The organism is [Actinomadura] parvosata subsp. kistnae (genome assembly GCF_900323885.1).
Taxonomy (GTDB): Bacteria; Actinomycetota; Actinomycetes; order Streptosporangiales; family Streptosporangiaceae; genus Nonomuraea; species Nonomuraea composti.
The window spans coordinates 390,347-407,865 of sequence record NZ_OOHJ01000022.1; the positions used below are offsets into that span (position 1 = coordinate 390,347).

Annotated in this window: 14 protein-coding genes; 9 read left to right on the forward strand and 5 right to left on the reverse strand. The window is 71.6% G+C overall.

Translation table 11 applies throughout. The features are described 5' to 3' along the window. Positions 1-122 precede the first annotated feature (122 nt). From KIS93_RS44610 to KIS93_RS44630, 4 genes are all read right to left on the reverse strand, one after another. The gene (locus tag KIS93_RS44610; protein ID WP_155128210.1) at positions 123-443 is read right to left on the reverse strand and encodes a DUF6966 domain-containing protein; all 321 of its coding nucleotides are present in this window, start codon (positions 441-443) and stop codon (positions 123-125) included. Continuing rightward, on the reverse strand, positions 428-1,135 hold the full coding sequence (locus tag KIS93_RS69275; RefSeq protein WP_222107866.1) for an RHS repeat-associated core domain-containing protein: 708 nt from the start codon (positions 1,133-1,135) through the stop codon (positions 428-430). Before KIS93_RS69275 ends, KIS93_RS44610 begins: the two co-directional genes overlap by 16 nt. Before the next feature lie 362 nt (positions 1,136-1,497). Next, the gene (locus KIS93_RS44625) at positions 1,498-2,358 is read right to left on the reverse strand and encodes an SAM-dependent methyltransferase (RefSeq protein WP_080041361.1); all 861 of its coding nucleotides are present in this window, start codon (positions 2,356-2,358) and stop codon (positions 1,498-1,500) included. A gap of 401 nt (positions 2,359-2,759) precedes the next feature. Continuing rightward, on the reverse strand, positions 2,760-6,302 hold the full coding sequence (locus tag KIS93_RS44630) for an alpha-N-acetylglucosaminidase TIM-barrel domain-containing protein (protein ID WP_080041362.1): 3,543 nt from the start codon (positions 6,300-6,302) through the stop codon (positions 2,760-2,762). Positions 6,303-6,566: 264 nt separating this feature from the next. On the opposite strand from KIS93_RS44630, the gene KIS93_RS44635 reads away from it, so the two are divergent. The 3 genes from KIS93_RS44635 to KIS93_RS44645 all read left to right on the forward strand — a co-directional run bounded on the left by KIS93_RS44635 (position 6,567) and on the right by KIS93_RS44645 (position 10,048). Then, on the forward strand, positions 6,567-7,562 hold the full coding sequence (locus KIS93_RS44635) for a LacI family DNA-binding transcriptional regulator (RefSeq protein WP_080041363.1): 996 nt from the start codon (positions 6,567-6,569) through the stop codon (positions 7,560-7,562). Between the two features lie 231 nt (positions 7,563-7,793). Continuing rightward, positions 7,794-9,077: a hypothetical protein gene (locus KIS93_RS44640; RefSeq protein WP_155128213.1), complete on the forward strand. Its 1,284-nt coding sequence runs from the start codon at positions 7,794-7,796 to the stop codon at positions 9,075-9,077. Between the two features lie 29 nt (positions 9,078-9,106). Next, on the forward strand, positions 9,107-10,048 hold the full coding sequence (locus KIS93_RS44645; protein WP_080041365.1) for an ABC transporter substrate-binding protein: 942 nt from the start codon (positions 9,107-9,109) through the stop codon (positions 10,046-10,048). A 6-nt stretch (positions 10,049-10,054) separates the two neighbouring features. Here the strand turns inward: KIS93_RS44645 and KIS93_RS44650 are convergent, their stop codons facing one another. Continuing rightward, the gene (locus tag KIS93_RS44650) at positions 10,055-10,951 is read right to left on the reverse strand and encodes a transposase (RefSeq protein WP_080038125.1); all 897 of its coding nucleotides are present in this window, start codon (positions 10,949-10,951) and stop codon (positions 10,055-10,057) included. 91 nt (positions 10,952-11,042) lie between these two features. Here KIS93_RS44650 and KIS93_RS44655 point away from each other — a divergent pair, with 91 nt between their 5' ends. Genes KIS93_RS44655 through KIS93_RS44675 form a run of 6 tightly spaced genes read left to right on the forward strand, consistent with a single transcriptional unit; the run spans position 11,043 to position 17,457 of the window. Continuing rightward, positions 11,043-11,348, forward strand: a complete 306-nt coding sequence (locus KIS93_RS44655; protein WP_080041366.1) for a hypothetical protein — start codon at positions 11,043-11,045, stop codon at positions 11,346-11,348. 14 nt (positions 11,349-11,362) lie between these two features. Further along, positions 11,363-12,433, forward strand: coding sequence for a carbohydrate ABC transporter permease (locus KIS93_RS44660; RefSeq protein WP_222107867.1), 1,071 nt, complete (start codon positions 11,363-11,365; stop codon positions 12,431-12,433). After that, on the forward strand, positions 12,408-13,265 hold the full coding sequence (locus KIS93_RS44665) for a carbohydrate ABC transporter permease (RefSeq protein WP_080041367.1): 858 nt from the start codon (positions 12,408-12,410) through the stop codon (positions 13,263-13,265). The genes KIS93_RS44660 and KIS93_RS44665 overlap by 26 nt, the downstream gene beginning before the upstream one ends. Continuing rightward, positions 13,262-13,945: a hypothetical protein gene (locus KIS93_RS66280; RefSeq protein WP_246005456.1), complete on the forward strand. Its 684-nt coding sequence runs from the start codon at positions 13,262-13,264 to the stop codon at positions 13,943-13,945. Before KIS93_RS44665 ends, KIS93_RS66280 begins: the two co-directional genes overlap by 4 nt. Continuing rightward, on the forward strand, positions 13,897-15,081 hold the full coding sequence (locus KIS93_RS63830) for an alpha-amylase family protein (RefSeq protein WP_246005457.1): 1,185 nt from the start codon (positions 13,897-13,899) through the stop codon (positions 15,079-15,081). Before KIS93_RS66280 ends, KIS93_RS63830 begins: the two co-directional genes overlap by 49 nt. A 3-nt stretch (positions 15,082-15,084) precedes the next feature. Further along, positions 15,085-17,457 (forward strand): glycosyl hydrolase family 95 catalytic domain-containing protein, encoded by a 2,373-nt coding sequence (locus KIS93_RS44675; RefSeq protein WP_186404797.1) that lies wholly within the window; start codon positions 15,085-15,087, stop codon positions 17,455-17,457. Positions 17,458-17,519: the final 62 nt, after the last annotated feature.

The following is a 17,519-nucleotide window of genomic DNA, read 5'->3' on the forward strand; positions in this document are numbered from 1 at the left end:
CGACCCGGGTGACAGCAGGCCGGCCAAGCACGATGACGCGATCGGCCATCATGCCGTGGAGATGCGCGACGGGAGCGTACATCTCCACGCCCTGCACGGATGATCGTTCGGCACACGCAGCGTCAGCGCAGCTCGTCGCGGGCCGCCTCGAACAGTTGCTGCTGCAAGGCGTAGAACTCGTCCTGCTCGGGCAGCGCCACGCCCTGAGGGGTCTGCAGGATGAGGTCCGCGAAGCTGCCCATGCCGCCGTACAGCCGGAGGATGTTGCGGACCGCGTGCTGGAGCAGCTCGGGAGAGTCGCGATCGCGGGCCTCCTCGACCTGCCGGTCCAGGTTCCTGAGACCATCGGCATAGGACGCGAAGGGCCGGCCGACGCTCTCCAGCAGTTCGATCAGGGCGGCCAGTGCTTGACGCACCCGATCCTGCTCTAGTGCAGCGGCCATGAGTCCAGCACCTCCACGCCGGGGATGGTCCAAGGTTTCGGAATGAAGATCTGACCGGTGCCCCCCATGTAGAGGGAGCCTTGTCGATCCGTGCCTCGAGCACACCCTGTGGTTTCTCCACAGCTGATGGCGGGCTGTTCGTCCAGTACGTGCTTTCCGCCCGGCCCGCCGTAAGCGGCCAGGCCCAGGGGGTCGGCGGCGGTGATCGGGTGGTGGACGAACGCGTACGGCTTCGGGCCCGATGCCAGGCCCAGCGGGTCGCCGCTGGTGTAGTGGGCGGCGATCGGGGCGTAGTGGCGGAAGACGTCGTAGTGAAGGCTGGGGGTGCCGAGCAGGTCGATGGCGATGGCGTAGAAGGCCTGGTCGATCTGCTCCTGCGGGATGCGTTCGGTCTGGGTGAGGGGACGGTGGGTGCCAGGTTCGTAGGCCCACGTGGTGGTGCGGCCGGTGGTGGTCTGCTCGGCGAGAACCTGGCCGTCCCAGACGAGTCGACGCGGCCGGTGCCGTCGGCGCGTTCCTTGGCGACGCGGCGGCCCAGGGCGTCGTAGCGGTAGCGCCAGGTCTGGCCGTCGGGGGTGCGTACTTCGGTGAGCCGGTCGTCGCGCGTAGCACGCGGCGGCCGAGCCGGTCGTAGACGTTGGTGACGGTGGCGCCGTTGCAGGTCTCGGTGATGACCCGGCCGTCCTCGTCACGGTCGAGGCGCAGGTCGGTGTCGGGGTTGACGGCTCTGATCAGGCGGCCGAGCGCGTCGTGCTCGAACGTGGTGACGCTTCGCCTGCTCCAGCAGGCGCGTCGCCAGCGTCCGCACCTGCGCCGGATCCCTCGGAGCGGGATCGCCCGCCAGCCCGAGAGTCTCCCAACCACCCGGCATGTGATCACCCCGCCTGCCCGACCCCGGATGAGGTTCCGCGGGGCTGTACGCACCCGGCCGAGCCCGCAGTTCAACGATCAAGCCCGAACGGTATGGATCGGCTCATGATCCGTGGGTCGTGGGTTCGAGTCCCGGAGCACCAGCCGTGCAAGAGGGACGGGATGCGGCCGCAGCCCCATGGGGTTACGAACCGGTCGGGTGGGCCGGCAAGCGGGCGACGCCGCCGTAGACGCCGGACATCTCCGGTGGGAGGGCGCCGTCGTCCGTGCCGTCGGGGCGCCATCGGGGGACGTGAACCAAGCCCGGCTCCACCAGGGTGAAGCCGTCGAAGAAGCGCTGGATGGCGTCGTGCGTGCGGAGTACGAGCGGGTCGGCGGCTCGCCGGTACTGTTCCTCGGCCGTCTGGATCTGCTCCGGGGACAGGGTCTTGTCCAGGCCGTCCATGGAGCCGTGGCTGAGCGCGAGGAAGCTGCCGGGCGCCATCCGGTCGCGGACGGTGGCGATCAGCCGCTGGGGGTTCTGCTCGTCGGTGACGAAGTGCAGCACCGCGTTCAGGACGAGGGCGATGGGCCGGCGCCAGTCCAGGAAGTCCCGGACGTCGGGGTGGGCGAGGATGTCCTCGATGCGCCGGAGGTCGCCGCCGATCACCCGTACGCGATCGTTGCCGGCTGTCAGGGCACGGGCGCAGGCCACCACGGTAGGGTCGTAGTCGACGTAGACCACCCGGGCGTCCGGATCGATGCTCTGGGCGATCTCGTGCACGTTGCCGGCGGTGGGGAAACCCGAGCCGATGTCGAGGAACTGGCCGATGGCGCCGCCGTCGGGGTCGGCGAGCCACCGGACCGCCCGCCGCAGGAACGCCCGGGTGGCCCGCATGCCGACGGCCGTGTTCGGGCTGCCGGCCAGCATCGCCTCGGCGGCCTCGCGGTCGACGGGGAAGTGGTCCTTGCCGCCGATGACGTAGTTGTAGATGCCCGCGGACGTCGGGCGGGTGGTGTCGATGCCCGCCGGCACCCACCCTTCCGTTCCGGCCTTCTCCGTCATCCTCGCCTCCCGGCCGTCCGGCTTCGCTGAGGGCTTTCGTGATCGTTGATCACCCTTGACGGTGCTCGCCGGGCTTGCGATGTGTCAAGGCTTCGGCTCGACGAAGACGCCCGGACGCTGGACTCGCGATGGGTCAAAGCTCCGGCTCGACGAGGACGTCCAGCCGCCGGCGCCGCTGCCCGCGGCGGTCGCGCGAGCGGGATGCGGCCGAGTCCCGGCCCCGCGACAAACCCCTGCTGCGGCCCCGGCACCTCGCTCCCGGCCGCCCAGAAGGCGGACCGGGCGCGGGCTGATCGCCCGACCGCGACCGCGGCCGGGGCCGGGGCCGAAGGGCCGGGGGCCGAAGGGCCGGGGCCGGGGAAGGGCCTGCTGCTTCTGTGATCGGGGCCGGGCGCCGGACGTTACCTGGGCGTGCCGTACGCGCTGACCTCCGTGAGATGGAACGCGAGGTTGGCGCTGTTGTAGGTGCCGACCACCCTGAGGTACCGGGCTCGGGCCTCCAGGGTGATGGTGTCGCCGGCGTCGGTGGCGGCCCGGGTGCCGCGGCGGCCGCCGAGGGTGTACCAGGTGGTGCCGTTCAGGCTGCCCTCCAGCCGGTACTCGTAGTACCGCTCGCCGGAGACGTAGGTGCGCACGTTGACGCGGGACAGGTCGTTGACCGCTCCCAGGTCGACCTGCCACCAGGTGGTGTCCCCGTCCATCTGGCTGGAGAAGTACGGGGAGTTGTCGTGGTCGCCGTCGTTGGCGTGTTCGGGGCCGCGGTTGGGCTCCCAGCTCAGCGCCTTGACCGGTTTGCGGAGGCTCTGCAGCGTGTCCCCGGTGCTGTTGCGCGCGGTCGAGGGGGCCGCCACCAAGTCGGTCAGCACGGCGATCGCCTCCTGGCCGGTGTGCCGGTTGGCGGCGCTGGCGAACAGGCCGGCGTCGAGGGTGGTGCCGGCGCCGGGGACGCGGGCCGAGCCGATCACGGCCCAGTTCTTGCCGTCGCTGCTGCAGGAGCCGGTGAGCCGGTCGCCGGACTTGCCGATGCGGACCCGTACGGGAGGGGTGAACCCGCCGACCTCCCTGTAGGAGTCGAGCTGACCGTCACTGTCGGAGTCCCAGCTGAAGACGCAGCCGCGGCCGGGTGTGACGGCGATGTTGGCGTAGCCGGTGGCGCCGGTGACGGCCAGGTCGGTGCTGACCACCAGGCCGGAGCGGGTCCAGTCGGCCGCGCCGTCCTGCCGCTGGACGGTGCTGGTGAGTTGCTTGCCGTCGGCCAGGGCGTCCTTGCGGTAGGCGGTGGCCAGCTCGTTGGTGGCCCGCCACAGGTCCGCGCCGCCGGCCGCGATCGCGACCCCGCCGCTCGCGGGCGCGAAGGCGGCCGGCGTGCTGGTCATGGTCCGGTACGAGGAGGGGGCGGCGCCGGCGATCAGCAGCCGGGTCGTGGCCTGGTCCTGCCGCGTGTCGTCGCCGGCCCCCCAGGAGGCGGTGACGGCCAGCTCCGGGCTGTGGCCGGGGGTCTCGGCGGCGGGGACGGTCACCGTCCAGGTCGTGGTGAGCGTGCCGCCCGGTGCCACCTGTTCGGGGGTGGCCGGCGAGGTGGGCTGGGCCGGGTAGCCGTCCGGGGTGTCGAGGCGGAGGGTGACCTGCTCGGCGGGACGCAGTGTGTTGCCGTTGGTGAAGGTGGCGGTGACGCGTACCGTGCCGCCGGGCTTGACGCCCTTGCGGTCCACCGCGACGCTGACCGTCCCGCGCGAGAGCGCGGCCACCCGGCCGGCCTCGGTGTAGGCGTCGCCGCTCGGCTCGGCGGCCAGCTCGGTGCCGGCGCCGGCCCACTGCTGGGCGACGGCCTGCCAGTCGATCGGGTCGGGGTACGGCTTGCCCGCGCGCAGCGCCGTCTTCAGGCTGTCGAAGAACAGCTGCCACCGCTGGGCGTAGTACTGCCCGACCAGGCCGTTCATCTCCCTGCGGGCGTAGTCCTGCAGATCGGTGCCGGGGGCCCAGAGCGTCAGGAGCGTCTTGAGGTTACGGTCGAGCACGGCCGCCTCGGCGGGGGTGGCGGCCTGCCGGCGGGCTTCGGCCTGCCAGGCGCCGAGCAGGAAGTTCGCATCCGTGCCGAGCAGCCGGTCCATCAGCCGCATGCGGTCCATCCACTGCCCGGTGAGGCGGTCGAAGCGGTCGAGGTCCTTCGCCCGGTAGGCGGCGCGGATCTGGGGCAGGTCCAGCCGGCTGTGGTTGGCCAGCACCTGGCGGGCGACGTCGACCAGGTCGTAGCGGTAGGCGCCCGACCCGCGCAACGCCGGATCCACCTGAAGGAGCTCATCCAGCGCGCGGTCGAAGGCGGCGATGTCGTAGGTCAGCGGGTAGCCGGTGTTGGCCAGGCCGGGCTCGTCGTCGTACAGGCCGGTCACGTGCCGGGTGTCGGCGTCGGCGGGCCAGCTGTAGACGGTGTCGAGCAGGATGCGCCAGGCCGCCCTGGCGTGCGGGTCGTCGCCGCCGTAGCGGGCGGTGGCGTACGCGTCGAACCATTGGCGCAGGTCGGCGGGGCCGTCCTGCCAGGGCAGGTCGGTGAAGAACGCGACCGCCGCGGGGTTGTTGTCGACGGCCTCGGGCATCAGCGCGATGCCGTTCATCGCCGTGCCGGCCTTGGCGCGCCAGGCGTGGAACTTCTCGTTCCACACCGTCAGCCGGGCGCCGAGGTTGACGTGGCCGCCGAAGTTCCAGATGGTGCCGAACGCGTACCCGGTGCCGGAGAAGTCCTTGTCCCGGTCGGTGATGCCGGGTTCCTCGCTGATGCCGTCGACGATGAACATCTTGCTCCGGTCGATGGCCTGCAGCGTCTCGGGCAGCGGGTTCTTCTGCCAGCCCAGGATCGTCCACAACGCCTGCGGGTGGGCGGTGTTCAGCGCTCGCTGCACCGCCCTGGAGGCCGCCGCGACGTCGACCGTCCCGGCCTTGCCGCCCTCGTGCAGCAGGTCCATCTTGTACATGGTGCTGTCGCCGAACAGCTCGGCCTGCACCTGGTAGAACCGGGCGGCGACCCGCGCGAAGACGGGGTTGGTCGGGTCGAGCCAGTGCGGGCGCTCCAGCTTGTTCCACGTTCCCTGCGGGATCGTGTTGGCGGCCGGGTTGCGGGTCTTGAAGTCGGTGGGGACGGTGCCGAAGTAGCCGGGCAGCACCGGGACCATGCCCAGCGAGCGCAGCCGGTCGGCCATCTTGCGGCCGAGCTCGGCCCGCCGGTCGATGAGCTGCTGGGAGATGGGGCCGTCGGTGCAGCACATGTTCTGCAGCAGCCACCAGGATTGGTGGCCCGGCTGCGGGATCCAGGCTCGCATCTCCTGCTCGGAGTAGCCGAACTGGGTGAAGGTGCGCTGGTAGACGGCCTCCTGGCCCTCGTAGACGAGCACCTCGTTGATGCCGTGCAGCGCCAGCACGTCGATCCGCCGCTGCCACTCCTCCCAGCTCAGGAACGGCCCCGCGTAGCCCTGGTTGGTGTCGTTGAGCGCGAAGCGGTGATCCACCGAGGAGTCACGGGCGATCGGCGCGGCGGGCAACGGCAGCTGCTCGGGCAGGTCGAGCTGGGTGCCGTTGATCGCGACGTCCGCGTGCGCCACGTGCCGCAGGTAGTAGCCGAACCCGGTGAGCTGCACCGCGGGCGTCGTGCCGGCGACGACGAGGCGGCCGTCCTCGGCGGACACCTCGAACCGGTCCCGGCCCGTCCCCCTGTCGATCGTGCGCAGGGTGACCTGCGCGGCCCGCGACTCTCCGATCAGCCGCACGAGGGCCTGCGCCGCCGGACCGTCGGCGGCATCGGCCGGGCCGGCCGGCGGCGTGGCCGCCGCCACGCGAGGCTGGAGGGTGAAGAGGGTGGCGAGCGCCGTGAGCAGGACGAGGAGCGCCGCGAGGGCCGGCCGCCGTCCCGCCGGCGCGGCCGGGGAGCTTCGTAATATGCGTGAACGGGCCATGACCGGCCACCTCCGAGAATCGTCAGGGATGCTTACCGATCATGCATCATGTGATCAGGACCGGTCATCCGGCCGGATCCGTGCACCCTGCGACGAGCGCCGACGATGCCGCGACCACCGCATATGCGGCCTGTATAGGCGGCGATGCCATCCTGGCCCGATGACATGCGGGACAAGGGCCGGCGGTCACCGGCGGCCCACATTTCTGGCTTCCTCTGGTCGTATAGTGAGATCACGCGCGGTCCGGATTGATCAAAGGGAGCCATGGCCAAGGTCGGAATCAGTGACGTCGCCGCCCGTGCCGGAGTCAGCGAAGCGACCGTCAGCCGCGTGCTCAACCGCAGGGGTGTGGTGGCCGCCACGACGCGGCGCGCCGTCGAGGAGGCCATGCGGGAGCTGGGCTACGAGCGCGGTGGCCAGAGCCAGCTCGTCATCGTCCTGACCCCGGGCCTGGCGCAGCCGTTCTTCGGGCGGCTGTGCGAGCTGATCGAGTCGGCGCTGGCTCCGCAGGGGTTCAAGGCCGTGGTGTGCTCCACGACGGTGGGCGGTCTGCAGGAGATCGACTTCATCACGTCGATGATGGACGTCGGCATCGCGGGCGCGGTCTTCGCCTCGGCCAGCAATACCCTGGTGGGTGCCGATCCGGGGCCGTACCGGCTGTTGCAGGAGCGGCAGATCCCGTTCGTGTCGATGAACGGCGCGATCGAGGGCATCTCCGCGCCCAGCTTTTCCACCAACGACAAGGTGGCGGCGGCCCTGGCCGTGGAGCACCTGTGGGGTCTCGGTCACCGGCAGATCGGCATGATCGTCGGCCCGGTGGGCAACCGGCCGAGCGAGCGGCGGCTGGAGGGCTTCCTCGAGTCGATGGGCGCGCTGGGCGCGGAGGATCCGCGCCGGCACGTCGTCCGTCAGGTCTACAGCGTCGAGGGCGGCATGTCCGCGGCGGAGACCCTCCTCGACCAGGGGGTGACCGCGATCGTCGCGGCCAGCGACTACATGGCGCTGGGTGCGATCCGCACGGCCGGCCGCCGCGGCCTGTCCGTGCCCGCCGACCTGTCCGTCGTCGGCTACGACGACCACCAGATCATGGGGTTCGTCGATCCGCCGCTGACGACGGTCCGGCAGCCGATCGAGCGGATCTCGCAGGCCATCTCGGCCACGATGGTGCATCTGGTCAACCGGCGGCCGGTGCCCGCCGGGGAGCTGATGTTCGACCCTGAGCTGATCGTCCGCGGCTCGACGGCTCCGCCGCGCGCCTGACCCCTCCCGGGTCGCTTCGTTGTCGTGTTCCTGACGTGTTTCTGCAAGGCGGAGACACGTCTTCTCGCCATGTCATCGGCCGCCCGTGTGAAAGCTTATTGTCGGATCGTTGACGGGTTTGAAGCAGCTATGTAACACTCGCTCCTCATGACGAACAAGTCACCATCTGCGACTTCGGTCGGCAGATCGGGACAGAGTCACCCGTCCGAGCAGGTCTGGGTTGATTCGAGCATGACGGATCTTGTCGAGTCTTTCATCTGGGCGTCAAAGCGCTCGCAGGAATGGGTGCAGACCGGGCGGGACTCCGCCTTCCTGCCCAGCTACTGGGCGGCGATGACGGACCGGCCGATGTTCTACGCGCGGGACTTCGCCCACCAGACGCTCGGCGCCCACCTCCTGGGGCTCAACGCCGAGAACCTCGCGATGCTGCGGCACTTCGCCGGCTCGGCCACCGCGGCTCGCGGCTGGTACCCGCTGTGGGCGTTCACGTTCGACGGCACCCCGGCCGCGATCGACTACCGCTCGGACGACGACTTCGTGCGGGAGATCCCGGCGCCGTTCGAGCTGGTGGAGAAGGCGGCCGAGCAGTACCGCTGGACGGCCGACGAACGTTTCCTGCTCGACCCGGTGATCACGGGGTTCCTGCGCACGACGATGACCACGTTCGTCGAGCTGCACGACCCGCTCGGGACGGGCGTCGCGGGCGAGCGGGGCACCGGGGACTTCTGGTCCGGCACGGCCACCTACAACGAGGTGGAGCGGCCGCCGTACCTGCGGGTCGCGGCCGACGGGATCGCCAGCCAGTGGGCGGCGCACCGGGCGCTCGGCTCGGCGGGCGTGCTCGCGGCGGGCTTCGCCGCCTGGAACCGCGAGCGCGCCGCGGAGCTGGCGGAGCACTTCTCCGACGCCTGGTGGTCGCGGGACGGCCGCCACTACACGGCGGGTTTCACCGCAGAAGGCCCGGTCGCCGGGTTCCGGCTGGAGAGCACCTGGTTCCCGGCGCTGAAGGGCATCATGCGCGCCGACGAGCGCTCGGCCGCGCACCTCGACTTCCTGGCCGCCGGGCTGGAGGCGGCGCCGCCCGCCAACATCGAGGCCGCCACCTACCTGCCGGAGGCGTTCCTGCGTTACGGCAGGGACGGCGAGGCGTTGCGGTGGATCCGCGCCCTGGCCGCCTCCCGCGCCGACTACCCGGAGGTGCCCTTCACCCACGTCGCGCATGTGGCGAGCGGCCTGACCGGGCTGGAGCCCGGTGAACGGCCGGGCGTCGTCCGCACCCGTTCCCACCTGCCCGCCGGCGAGTGGCTGGAGGCCGGGAACGTTCCCGTCGGCCGCTCCCGCATCGGCGTCCGGCACGACGGCCGGGAGGCCACGGAGCTCCAGGTGACCGCCGGCCCGGGCGTCACCTGGGCCGCCACCTGGGACGACGGGCAGGTCTCCACGATCGAGGTGCCGGCCGGCACCCGTGTACGGGCGACCCCGGACGGCGGCGTCACCCGGCTCCCCGCCCGTTGACAGATCACTTCTCGCGAAGGAGACCCCCCATGCAGGCCAAGGCACTCACCGCTGTCACCGTCGCCTCGTTGCTCGCTCTCGCGGCGTGCGGCGGCGGCGAGCCGGGCGCGGATCCGGCGACCGGCGGGCAGGGCGACGTCACGATCACCTATGCCTTCTGGGGCAACAACGACGAGGCCGCCACCATCAAGTCGATGATCGCCGCGTTCGAGAAGGCGAACCCGGCCGTCAAGGTCGAGGCCAACTGGATCCAGAGCGACTACGAGCAGAAGCTGCAGACCTCGATCGCCGGCGGCGACGCCCCGACCGTGGCGCAGATCTCCAACACCGCGCTGCCGAGCTTCGCGAACGCGTTCCTCCCGGTGCAGGTGGATCAGGGCGTCTACTACTCGGCGGCCGTCGCGAAGGCCGGCAACGTCGGCGGCACCGACTACGCGGTCCCCTTCGTCGCCAAGAGCAAGGTGATGGCGGTCAACAAGGCCGCCTTCGAGTCGGCCGGCCTGGCGGTCCCGTCCGGGTCGGCCCCGATGAGCACCGCGGACTTCGTGGCGGCGGCCAGGAAGCTGACGTCCGGGTCGGGCGGCAAGAAGGTGTACGGCTCCGCGCCGTTGTGGTACGACGGCTGGCTGGTCGCGGAGGGCGGCTCGTACTACAGCGCCGACGGCCGGACCTGCACCATGGCCAATGCCGACGGCATCCGGGCCGCGCAGGTGGTGGTGGACTCCACGAAGCCGGACGGGTTCGCGCCGAGCCCGGCCGACGCCCAGGGCCAGGACATGTTCCAGTGGTTCGCGGACGGCAAGGTCGCGATGCTGCCGGACTTCGGGCCGTGGAACATCGCCAAGCTCGCCGCCCTGGACACCTCGAAGTTCCTCATCGTGCCGATGCCGGGCAAGGGCGAGCCGATGGAGGTGGACAGCCTCGGCATCTCGAAGTCGGCGGGGCAAACCGAGGCTAGATCGCTGATGTGAATTTGGTTAGTGGTCATAGGCGGTCAGTGACCGTTTCACCGGTGCGTCAGTGTTCCAGTTGTGCCAGATTGCGGCGTTGAGGGCGAGGACGCGTTGGCTGATGCGTGCCCAGAGGCCGTCTGGATGGCGGGCGTTGTGACGTTCGAGGCCGAGCTGGTTCTTCAGCGTCCAGATGATCGCCTCGATGCGCTGGCGCAGCCAGCCGGGAAACGGCAGGGTGCGTGCAGGCTCGTCTTCGCGGGCCGGCCGGATCAGGAGGTGGCCCAGATCGGCGGCGGCCTTCTCGATGCCGGCTCCGGCGAATCCCTTGTCGCACACGATCGGGCATGGACCGCCGGCTATCTGGTGGACGTGCAGCAGGTGCAGGGCCTGCTTGCGTTCGTCGAGCTCTTTGGGGTGGGCCAGGCTGAAGCCGGTCACCGCGCCGTCAGCGGTAGTGATCAGCATCAGCTTGGCACCCCAGTAGAAGGCGTGGTGGGACTTGTCCATGCCGTATCCGGCGATCTCACCCAGGTGCGATCTGTTGACCGTCACCCGCGAGGCGCCGCAGCGGATCGGGGTGCCGTCCATCAGTCGCAAAGGCTCGTGCCAGGTGGGGACCTGGCGTGCCAGCCACAACGCCGCCGCCGACATAGCCGGCCCCAGCGCACGCAGTTGCCGGTTGTACTGCGACTGGGACGGCAGTCTGGGGAACAGATGCCCGATCCGGCCGGCCGCCATCCGCATCCAGCGGCGTTCGTCGTCACACCGCAGCAGCACTTGCGCCACTGCCACGACCACCGCCTCGGCCGGGGTCAGCACCGGCGGCCGGCCCCGCCCGCGAGGCCGGCCCTGCGAAGGCATCACGTGATCGTCCAGATGCACGTAGAGTGCGGTTAGAAGGGCGTCCAAGTCAGTCTTCACACACCGACCATGGACGTCCTTCGTCATGCCTGCAGCCGATCACCAATTTTCACATCAGCGATCTAGCGCGGCGAAGACGTTCGCGACGTTCATGAGCACCAGCCCCGCCGCCCAGAGCCTGCTCGCCTCGACGACGTCCGCGCTCGGCGTGCCGGTCGTGCAGGGGTCGCTGGAGTCCTTCAAGTCGATCGCGCCGAAGGTCAACCTCCAGGCGTTCGTCGATGCCGTCACCAACGCCGTCACCACGGCGTACGTGAAGGACAAGGTGAAGATCGAGAGCACCTTCTCCACGGATCTGAACTCGCGCACCGCGATCGGCTCCGGCAGCGAGGACCCGGCGACCGTGCTGCCGCAGCTGCAGGCCCAGTGCCAGAAGATGCTCGACGCGACCAAGTAGGCGGGGACATCGCCATGGAGGACATCGTGCGCGGCCTCGAAGACCTGCTCGGACGGCTGCACGTCCACGAGGGCCTGCGCCCCATCCTGTCCTTAGTGATCATGCTGGCCGCCGTGTTCGCCGTCCTCCTGGCCGGCCTGTGGGGAGCGGTGCGGGCGCGCTGGATCTCGCGGAACACCGCCGCCTTCTGGATCTTCGTCTCGCCGTGGATCATTGGGTTCCTCCTGTTCACGGGCGGGCCGATGGCCTACTCCCTATATCTGTCGTTCACCGACTGGAACCTCATCGACCCGCCGGAGTTCGTCGGGCTCGCCAACTACGCCGAGGCGTTCACCGACCCCGACCTCGGGCAGTCGATCAAGGTCACGCTCACGTACGCGGCCGTCAGCGTCCCGCTGCAGACGGTGCTGTCGCTGGCGGTGGCGCTGCTGATGAACAGCAAGGTGCGCGGCATCCACGTGTTCCGGACGATCTGGTACCTGCCGTCGCTGGTCACCGGGGTGGCGCAGGCCGTGCTGTTCATCTGGGTGTTCAACCCCAGCTACGGGCTGGCCAACGGGCTGCTGCGGCTGCTCGGCGTCGAGGGCCCGCGCTGGCTCTTCGACGCGGGCTGGGCGCTGCCGACGGTGATCATCATGAGCCTCTGGACGGTCGGCGGCAACATGGTCATCTACCTCGCCGGTCTCCAGGACATCGCCAAGGAGCTGTACGAGGCGGCGCAGATCGACGGCGCCGGCCGGTGGCGCAGGTTGTGGAACATCACCCTGCCCCAGGTGAGCCCCGTCATCTTCTTCAACGTGGTCACCGGGCTCATCTACGCCATGCAGACCTTCACCCAGGGGTACGTGGTCACCCACAACGGCGGCGGCCCGTCCGACTCGCTGCTGTTCTACGTCCTCTACCTCTACAACAACGCGTTCTCCTTCTTCCGGATGGGTTACGCGTCCGCCCTGGCCTGGATCTTCTTCATCATGATCATGGTGCTCACCGCGCTCGTCTTCCGCGGCAGCGCCTTCTGGGTCTACTACGAGTCGCAACGACCGAAGGAGCGCGAGCGGCGTGTCCGTGCCCACCATGCCCACTGACGCCGAGCGGCGCGGGCCGCTGGGCACCCGGATCCTGGCGCTCACCCTGCTCGTCGTCGGCTCGGCCGGCTTCGTCTACCCGTTCCTCTGGATGATCGCGACCGCGCTGCGCACGCCGGAGGGGGTGGCGCACGCGGGCGCCGCGCTCTGGCCCCTGCAGTGGCAGTGGTCCAACTTCGCCGAGGGCCTCGGCTCCTTCCCCTTCCTGACCTACCTGCGCAACTCGCTGCTCAGCACGCTCGTGCCGGTCGTCGCGGTCGTCTTCTCCTCCTCGCTGGTCGGCTTCGCGTTCGCGCGGATCCGGGCGCGGGGGGCCGGAGTGTTGTTCGCGGTCGTGCTGTCGACGCTCCTGCTGCCGCAGGAGGTCACGATCGTGCCGCAGTTCATCCTGTTCAGGAATCTCGACATGATCGACACCTTGTGGCCGATCATCGTGCCGACGTTCTTCGGCTCGGCGTTCTTCATCTTCCTCTACCGGCAGTTCTACCTGCGCCTGCCGGAGGCGCTGACGGACGCCGCGCTCATCGACGGCGCCGGCTGGTTCCGCATCTGGTTCTCGATCTACCTGCCGCTGTCGCGCCCGATCATCATCGCCACCGCGGTGCTGCAGTTCATGTCGTACTGGAACAACTTCTTCCAGGCGGCCATCTACCTCACGACGGACCGGTGGAAGACCCTGCCGCTCGCGCTGGCCGGGTTCCAGTCCGTCAACGGGACGGACACGCCGCTGCTGATGGCCACCGCCCTGGTGGTCACCGCACCCTGCGTGCTGCTGTTCTTCGTCGCCCAGCGTCACATCATCGGCGGAATCTCATTCACGGGGAGCAAATGACCGACGTCGCATCACCGTCGCCCGTCACCTTCTGGCTGCCGGGCACGTCGCAGGCGCCGCCCGAGACGCCGGTCGTCCTGGACGGCCACCGCCCCGGGCTCAGGCTCCAGGCCACCCCGTCGGCGCGAGCCCGGGTCCGCACCCTCGGCGAGGGCGTCGTCGAGGTGGTGTTCCGTACCCTCGGCGAGCGTTTCTCGCTGACCGCGGCCATCCCCGCCACCGACGCCGTCGCCTGGTGGCGGCCCGGCAGCGCGGTGCGCGACGCCGCCATCCCGCCGTCCTGGGCGGACCCTGACGACGTGACCGCCCTGCGCGGGCTCCCGCTCGGCGCGCTGCTCGCGCCCCGTGACGCCACGCGGCTGGTGTACGCGGTGGACTCCGGTACGAGCGCGACCACCGTACGGGCGGGACTGGTGGAGGAGACCGCCGACTTCGCGATCATCGTCACCGTCGACGGCCCTCCGGGCGAGGTGCGGCTGCTGCTGGACACGTCCGGCCGCTCCTTCCCCGAGGCCGTGACAGACGCCGGGCACTGGCTCCAGGACGAGCAGGGCCACCGCGCCGCCCCGGCGCGCAGGACGCGGTCCTGTGCACCTGGTACTTCGCGCACCAGCACGTCACCGCCGACGCGGTGCTGGCACAGGCCGGCCGCGCCGCGGAGCTGGGCTTCGGCACCGTGATCATCGACGACGGCTGGCAGACGACCGCGCACGGCCGCGGGTACGGGTCGTGCGGCGACTGGGAGCCGGCCCAGGAGAAGTTCCCCGACGCCGCCGGGCTGGTCGCGGCACTGCGCGAGCGCGGGCTACGGACCGTGTGGTGGATCGGCACGCCGTTCCTCGGCCACCACGCCGAGGCGGCGGACCTCGGGTTCCCGACGCTGCGCGACCGGCCCGAGCTGCAGGCGCGGGTCCTCGACCCGCGCGACCCGGCCGCCCGCGCCCACCTCGTCGGCAGGCTCGACGACATCATGGCGCGGACGGGGGCGGACGGCCTCAAGCTCGACTTCCTGGAGGAGTTCGCCGACGAGCACGCACCGGGCGCGGTGGCCGCCGCGATCGACACGATCGCGGAGCTCGTCACCCGCCTCCGGGCTCGCGGCGCCGACCCTCTGATCGAGTTCAGGGAGCCCTCCATTCATCCGGCGGCGGCCCGCCTGGCCTCCATGATCCGCGTAGGCGACTGCCCGCTGAACGGCCCGCAGAACCGCATCGGCATCCTCGACCTGCGCCTGGCGCGGCCCGGCACGCCGATCCACAGCGACCCGATCATGTGGGCGGCGGACGACGGCGCGGAGCGGGTCGCCCACCACCTGATCAACGCCCTCCTGGGCGTGCCGCAGGTCTCCGTGGACCTGACGCGGCTCACCGGCGACCAGGCCGGCGCGCTGGCGTTCTGGCTCGGGGTCTGGCGCGCGAACCGCGACCTGCTGCTGCACGGGCGGCTGACGCCCGAGCGGCCCGACCTGCTGTACCCGGTGGTCAGGGCGGCCTTCGGCGGGCGGCACTTCGTGGCGAGGTACGCGCCGCACCCGGTCGCGCTCCCGCCGGGCGACTGGACGGAGCTGCTGGTCGCGAACGCCGACGAGAGCGCGCCGATCCTGCTGAACGAGGGCGGCGAGGTGCGCGCGCACCTGGAGACGTGGGACGCCATGGGGCGGCCGGTGACCGGCACGGAGCTCGCCCTGGGCACGGAGCTCGCCCTGGGCACGGAGCGGCAGGTCACCGGCACGGAGATCGCCCTCGCCGCGGGCCCGCACGTGCTGGCGGTGCCGTCCGGCGGGCTCGCCCGGCTCCGGCGATCAGGGCCGAGGTGAGCCGTGCACCCCCTCCAGCAGGCGGAGCACCTGCTCTGGGCGCCGGCGCCGGCCGCGCACTGGCTTGAGGCCTTTCCCCTGGGCAACGGCCGCCTCGGCGCGATGGTGCGGGGCACGCCGGGCGCCGAGCGTCTCCAGCTGAACGACGGCACGGCCTGGTCCGGCAGCCCCGATAGCGAGGAGGCGACCAGCACGGCCGATCCGCGCCTGGCTCCGGCCGCGCTCGCCGCGGCCCGGGCGGCGCTCGCCCGCGGGGACGCGCCGGAGGCGGAGCGGCGGCTCATGGCGCTGCAGGGCGGCTGGTCCCAGGCGTACCTGCCGTTCGCCGACCTCCACGTGGAGATCGAGAACCCCGGGGGCGCCCCCGCCGAGGGCTACCGGCGGCAGCTCGACCTCTCGACCGCGACGCACGAGGTGCGCTACCGCCTGGCCGGGGCCGCGCTGCGCTGGACGTGCTTCGTCTCCCACCCGGACGGGGTGCTGGTCCTGGTGCTGGACGCGGACCGGCCCGTCTCCGTGCGCTGGCGGCTCGTCTCGCCGTTGCGGGTGCTCGGGCAGGAGGCGCACCCGTCCGGGGCCTGGCTGACCGTACGGCTGCCGAGCGACATGCCGCCCCCGCACGAGCCGGACCTGTCACCGGTGTGGGGCGAGCGGGCCCTGCGCGGCGCGGTGGCCGCGCGGGTCGTGCACGACGGGGAGACGCGGCCGGGGCGGGCGCTGGGGGTGCGCCGGTTCGAGCTGGTCCTGGCCACGGAGACGACGTTCACCGCGATCGGCCGCGCGCCGCGCGGCGACGCGGCGGGCGCGCTGACGCGGGCGGAGCGGCGCGTCGCCCGCGCCCTCGGCAGGGGAACGGCGGAGCTGGCGGCCCGCCACCGGCAGGACCACGCCCGCCTCTACGACCGGGTCCGGCTGGAAGTGCACGGCCCGCCGCAGGCGCGGGCGCTGCCCACCCACGAACGGGTGCTGCGCGCGGCGGCGGCCGGGCACGATCCGTCGCTGGCCGCCCTCCTGTTCGCCTACGGCCGCTACCTCGCGATCTGCTCCTCGCGGCCCGGCGGGCTGCCGTCCACGCTGCAAGGATTGTGGAACGACCGGCTCAGGCCGCCGTGGAGCGCGAACTACACGATCAACGTCAACACCGAGATGAACTACTGGGCCGCCGAGACCGCCGACCTCGGCGAATGCCTCGACCCGCTGGTCGAGCTGGTCACGGCGCTGGCGGAGCGGGGCCGGGCCACCGCGCGGCGGCTCTACGGCGCCCGCGGCTGGGTGGCCCACCACAACACCGACGCCTGGGCGTTCACCTCGCCCGTCGGCAGGGGGCGCGCGGACCCGGCGTGGGCGTGCTGGCCGATGGGCGGGGTGTGGCTGAGCTGGCTCCTGGCCGAGCGGCTGCGGTTCGGCGCCGACGAGCGCTTCGCCCGCGAACGGGCCTGGCCGGTGCTGCGCGAGGCCGCCGCGTTCTGCCTCGACTGGCTCGTCACGATGCCGGACGGGACCCTCGGCACCTCGCCCTCCACCTCACCCGAGAACCACCACCTCACGCCGGACGGGACGCGCGTCGCGGTCAGCCGCTCGGCCACGATGGATTTGACGCTGATCTCCGGGTTGTTCACCAGGCTGTCCGGGCTGGCGGAGCGCCTGCACCGCAGCGACGACCCGGTCGTCGTGGCGGCGCGGGCCGCGCTCCCACTGATCCCGGGGCCGTCGGCGGGCCGTGACGGTCTCGTCCGCGAATGGCTCGACGACCCGCCGCAGGCCGAGCGCGGGCACCGGCACCTCAGCCACCTGCTCTTCGCCTATCCCGGAGACACGCCGCGGGACGCGCACCTCAGGGCCGCCGCGGCCAGGAGCCTGGACGACCGGCAGGACGACTCGACCGGCTGGTCACTGGCCTGGAAGCTGGCGCTGTGGGCCAGGCTCAGGGAGCCCGCCCGGGTGTCGCGGCTGCTCCGCCTGGTGCTGCGCCCGGCGCCGGTGGAGGAGGCGAGCGAGCGCGGCGGGCTGTACCCGAACCTGTTCGCGGCGCATCCGCCGTTCCAGATCGACGGCAACCTCGGCTACGTCGCGGCTGTGGCGGAGATGCTGGTGCAGAGCCACGACGGCACGATCACCGTCCTGCCCGCCGTCCCCGCCGAGTGGCGCAGCGGGCAGGTGCGCGGGCTCGTCGCCCGGCCCGGGGTCTCGGTGGACGTCGCCTGGGACACCGTCGCCGGCCGGATCACGATGACGCGGCTCGCGCTCACCGCGCGGCGGCCCGCCGGCCGTACCCGCGTCGTCGTGCGCAGCGGCGAGCGGGAGGCGCTGATCGACCTGAGCGCGGGCCGGCGCGTCGTGGTCGATCCTGCGACGCTGACGGCGGGCGCGCCGTGATGAATCCGGCGACACTGACGTGCGTTCTGGTGAGTCCGGCGAGGCTGAGGGCCGAGTGGCGG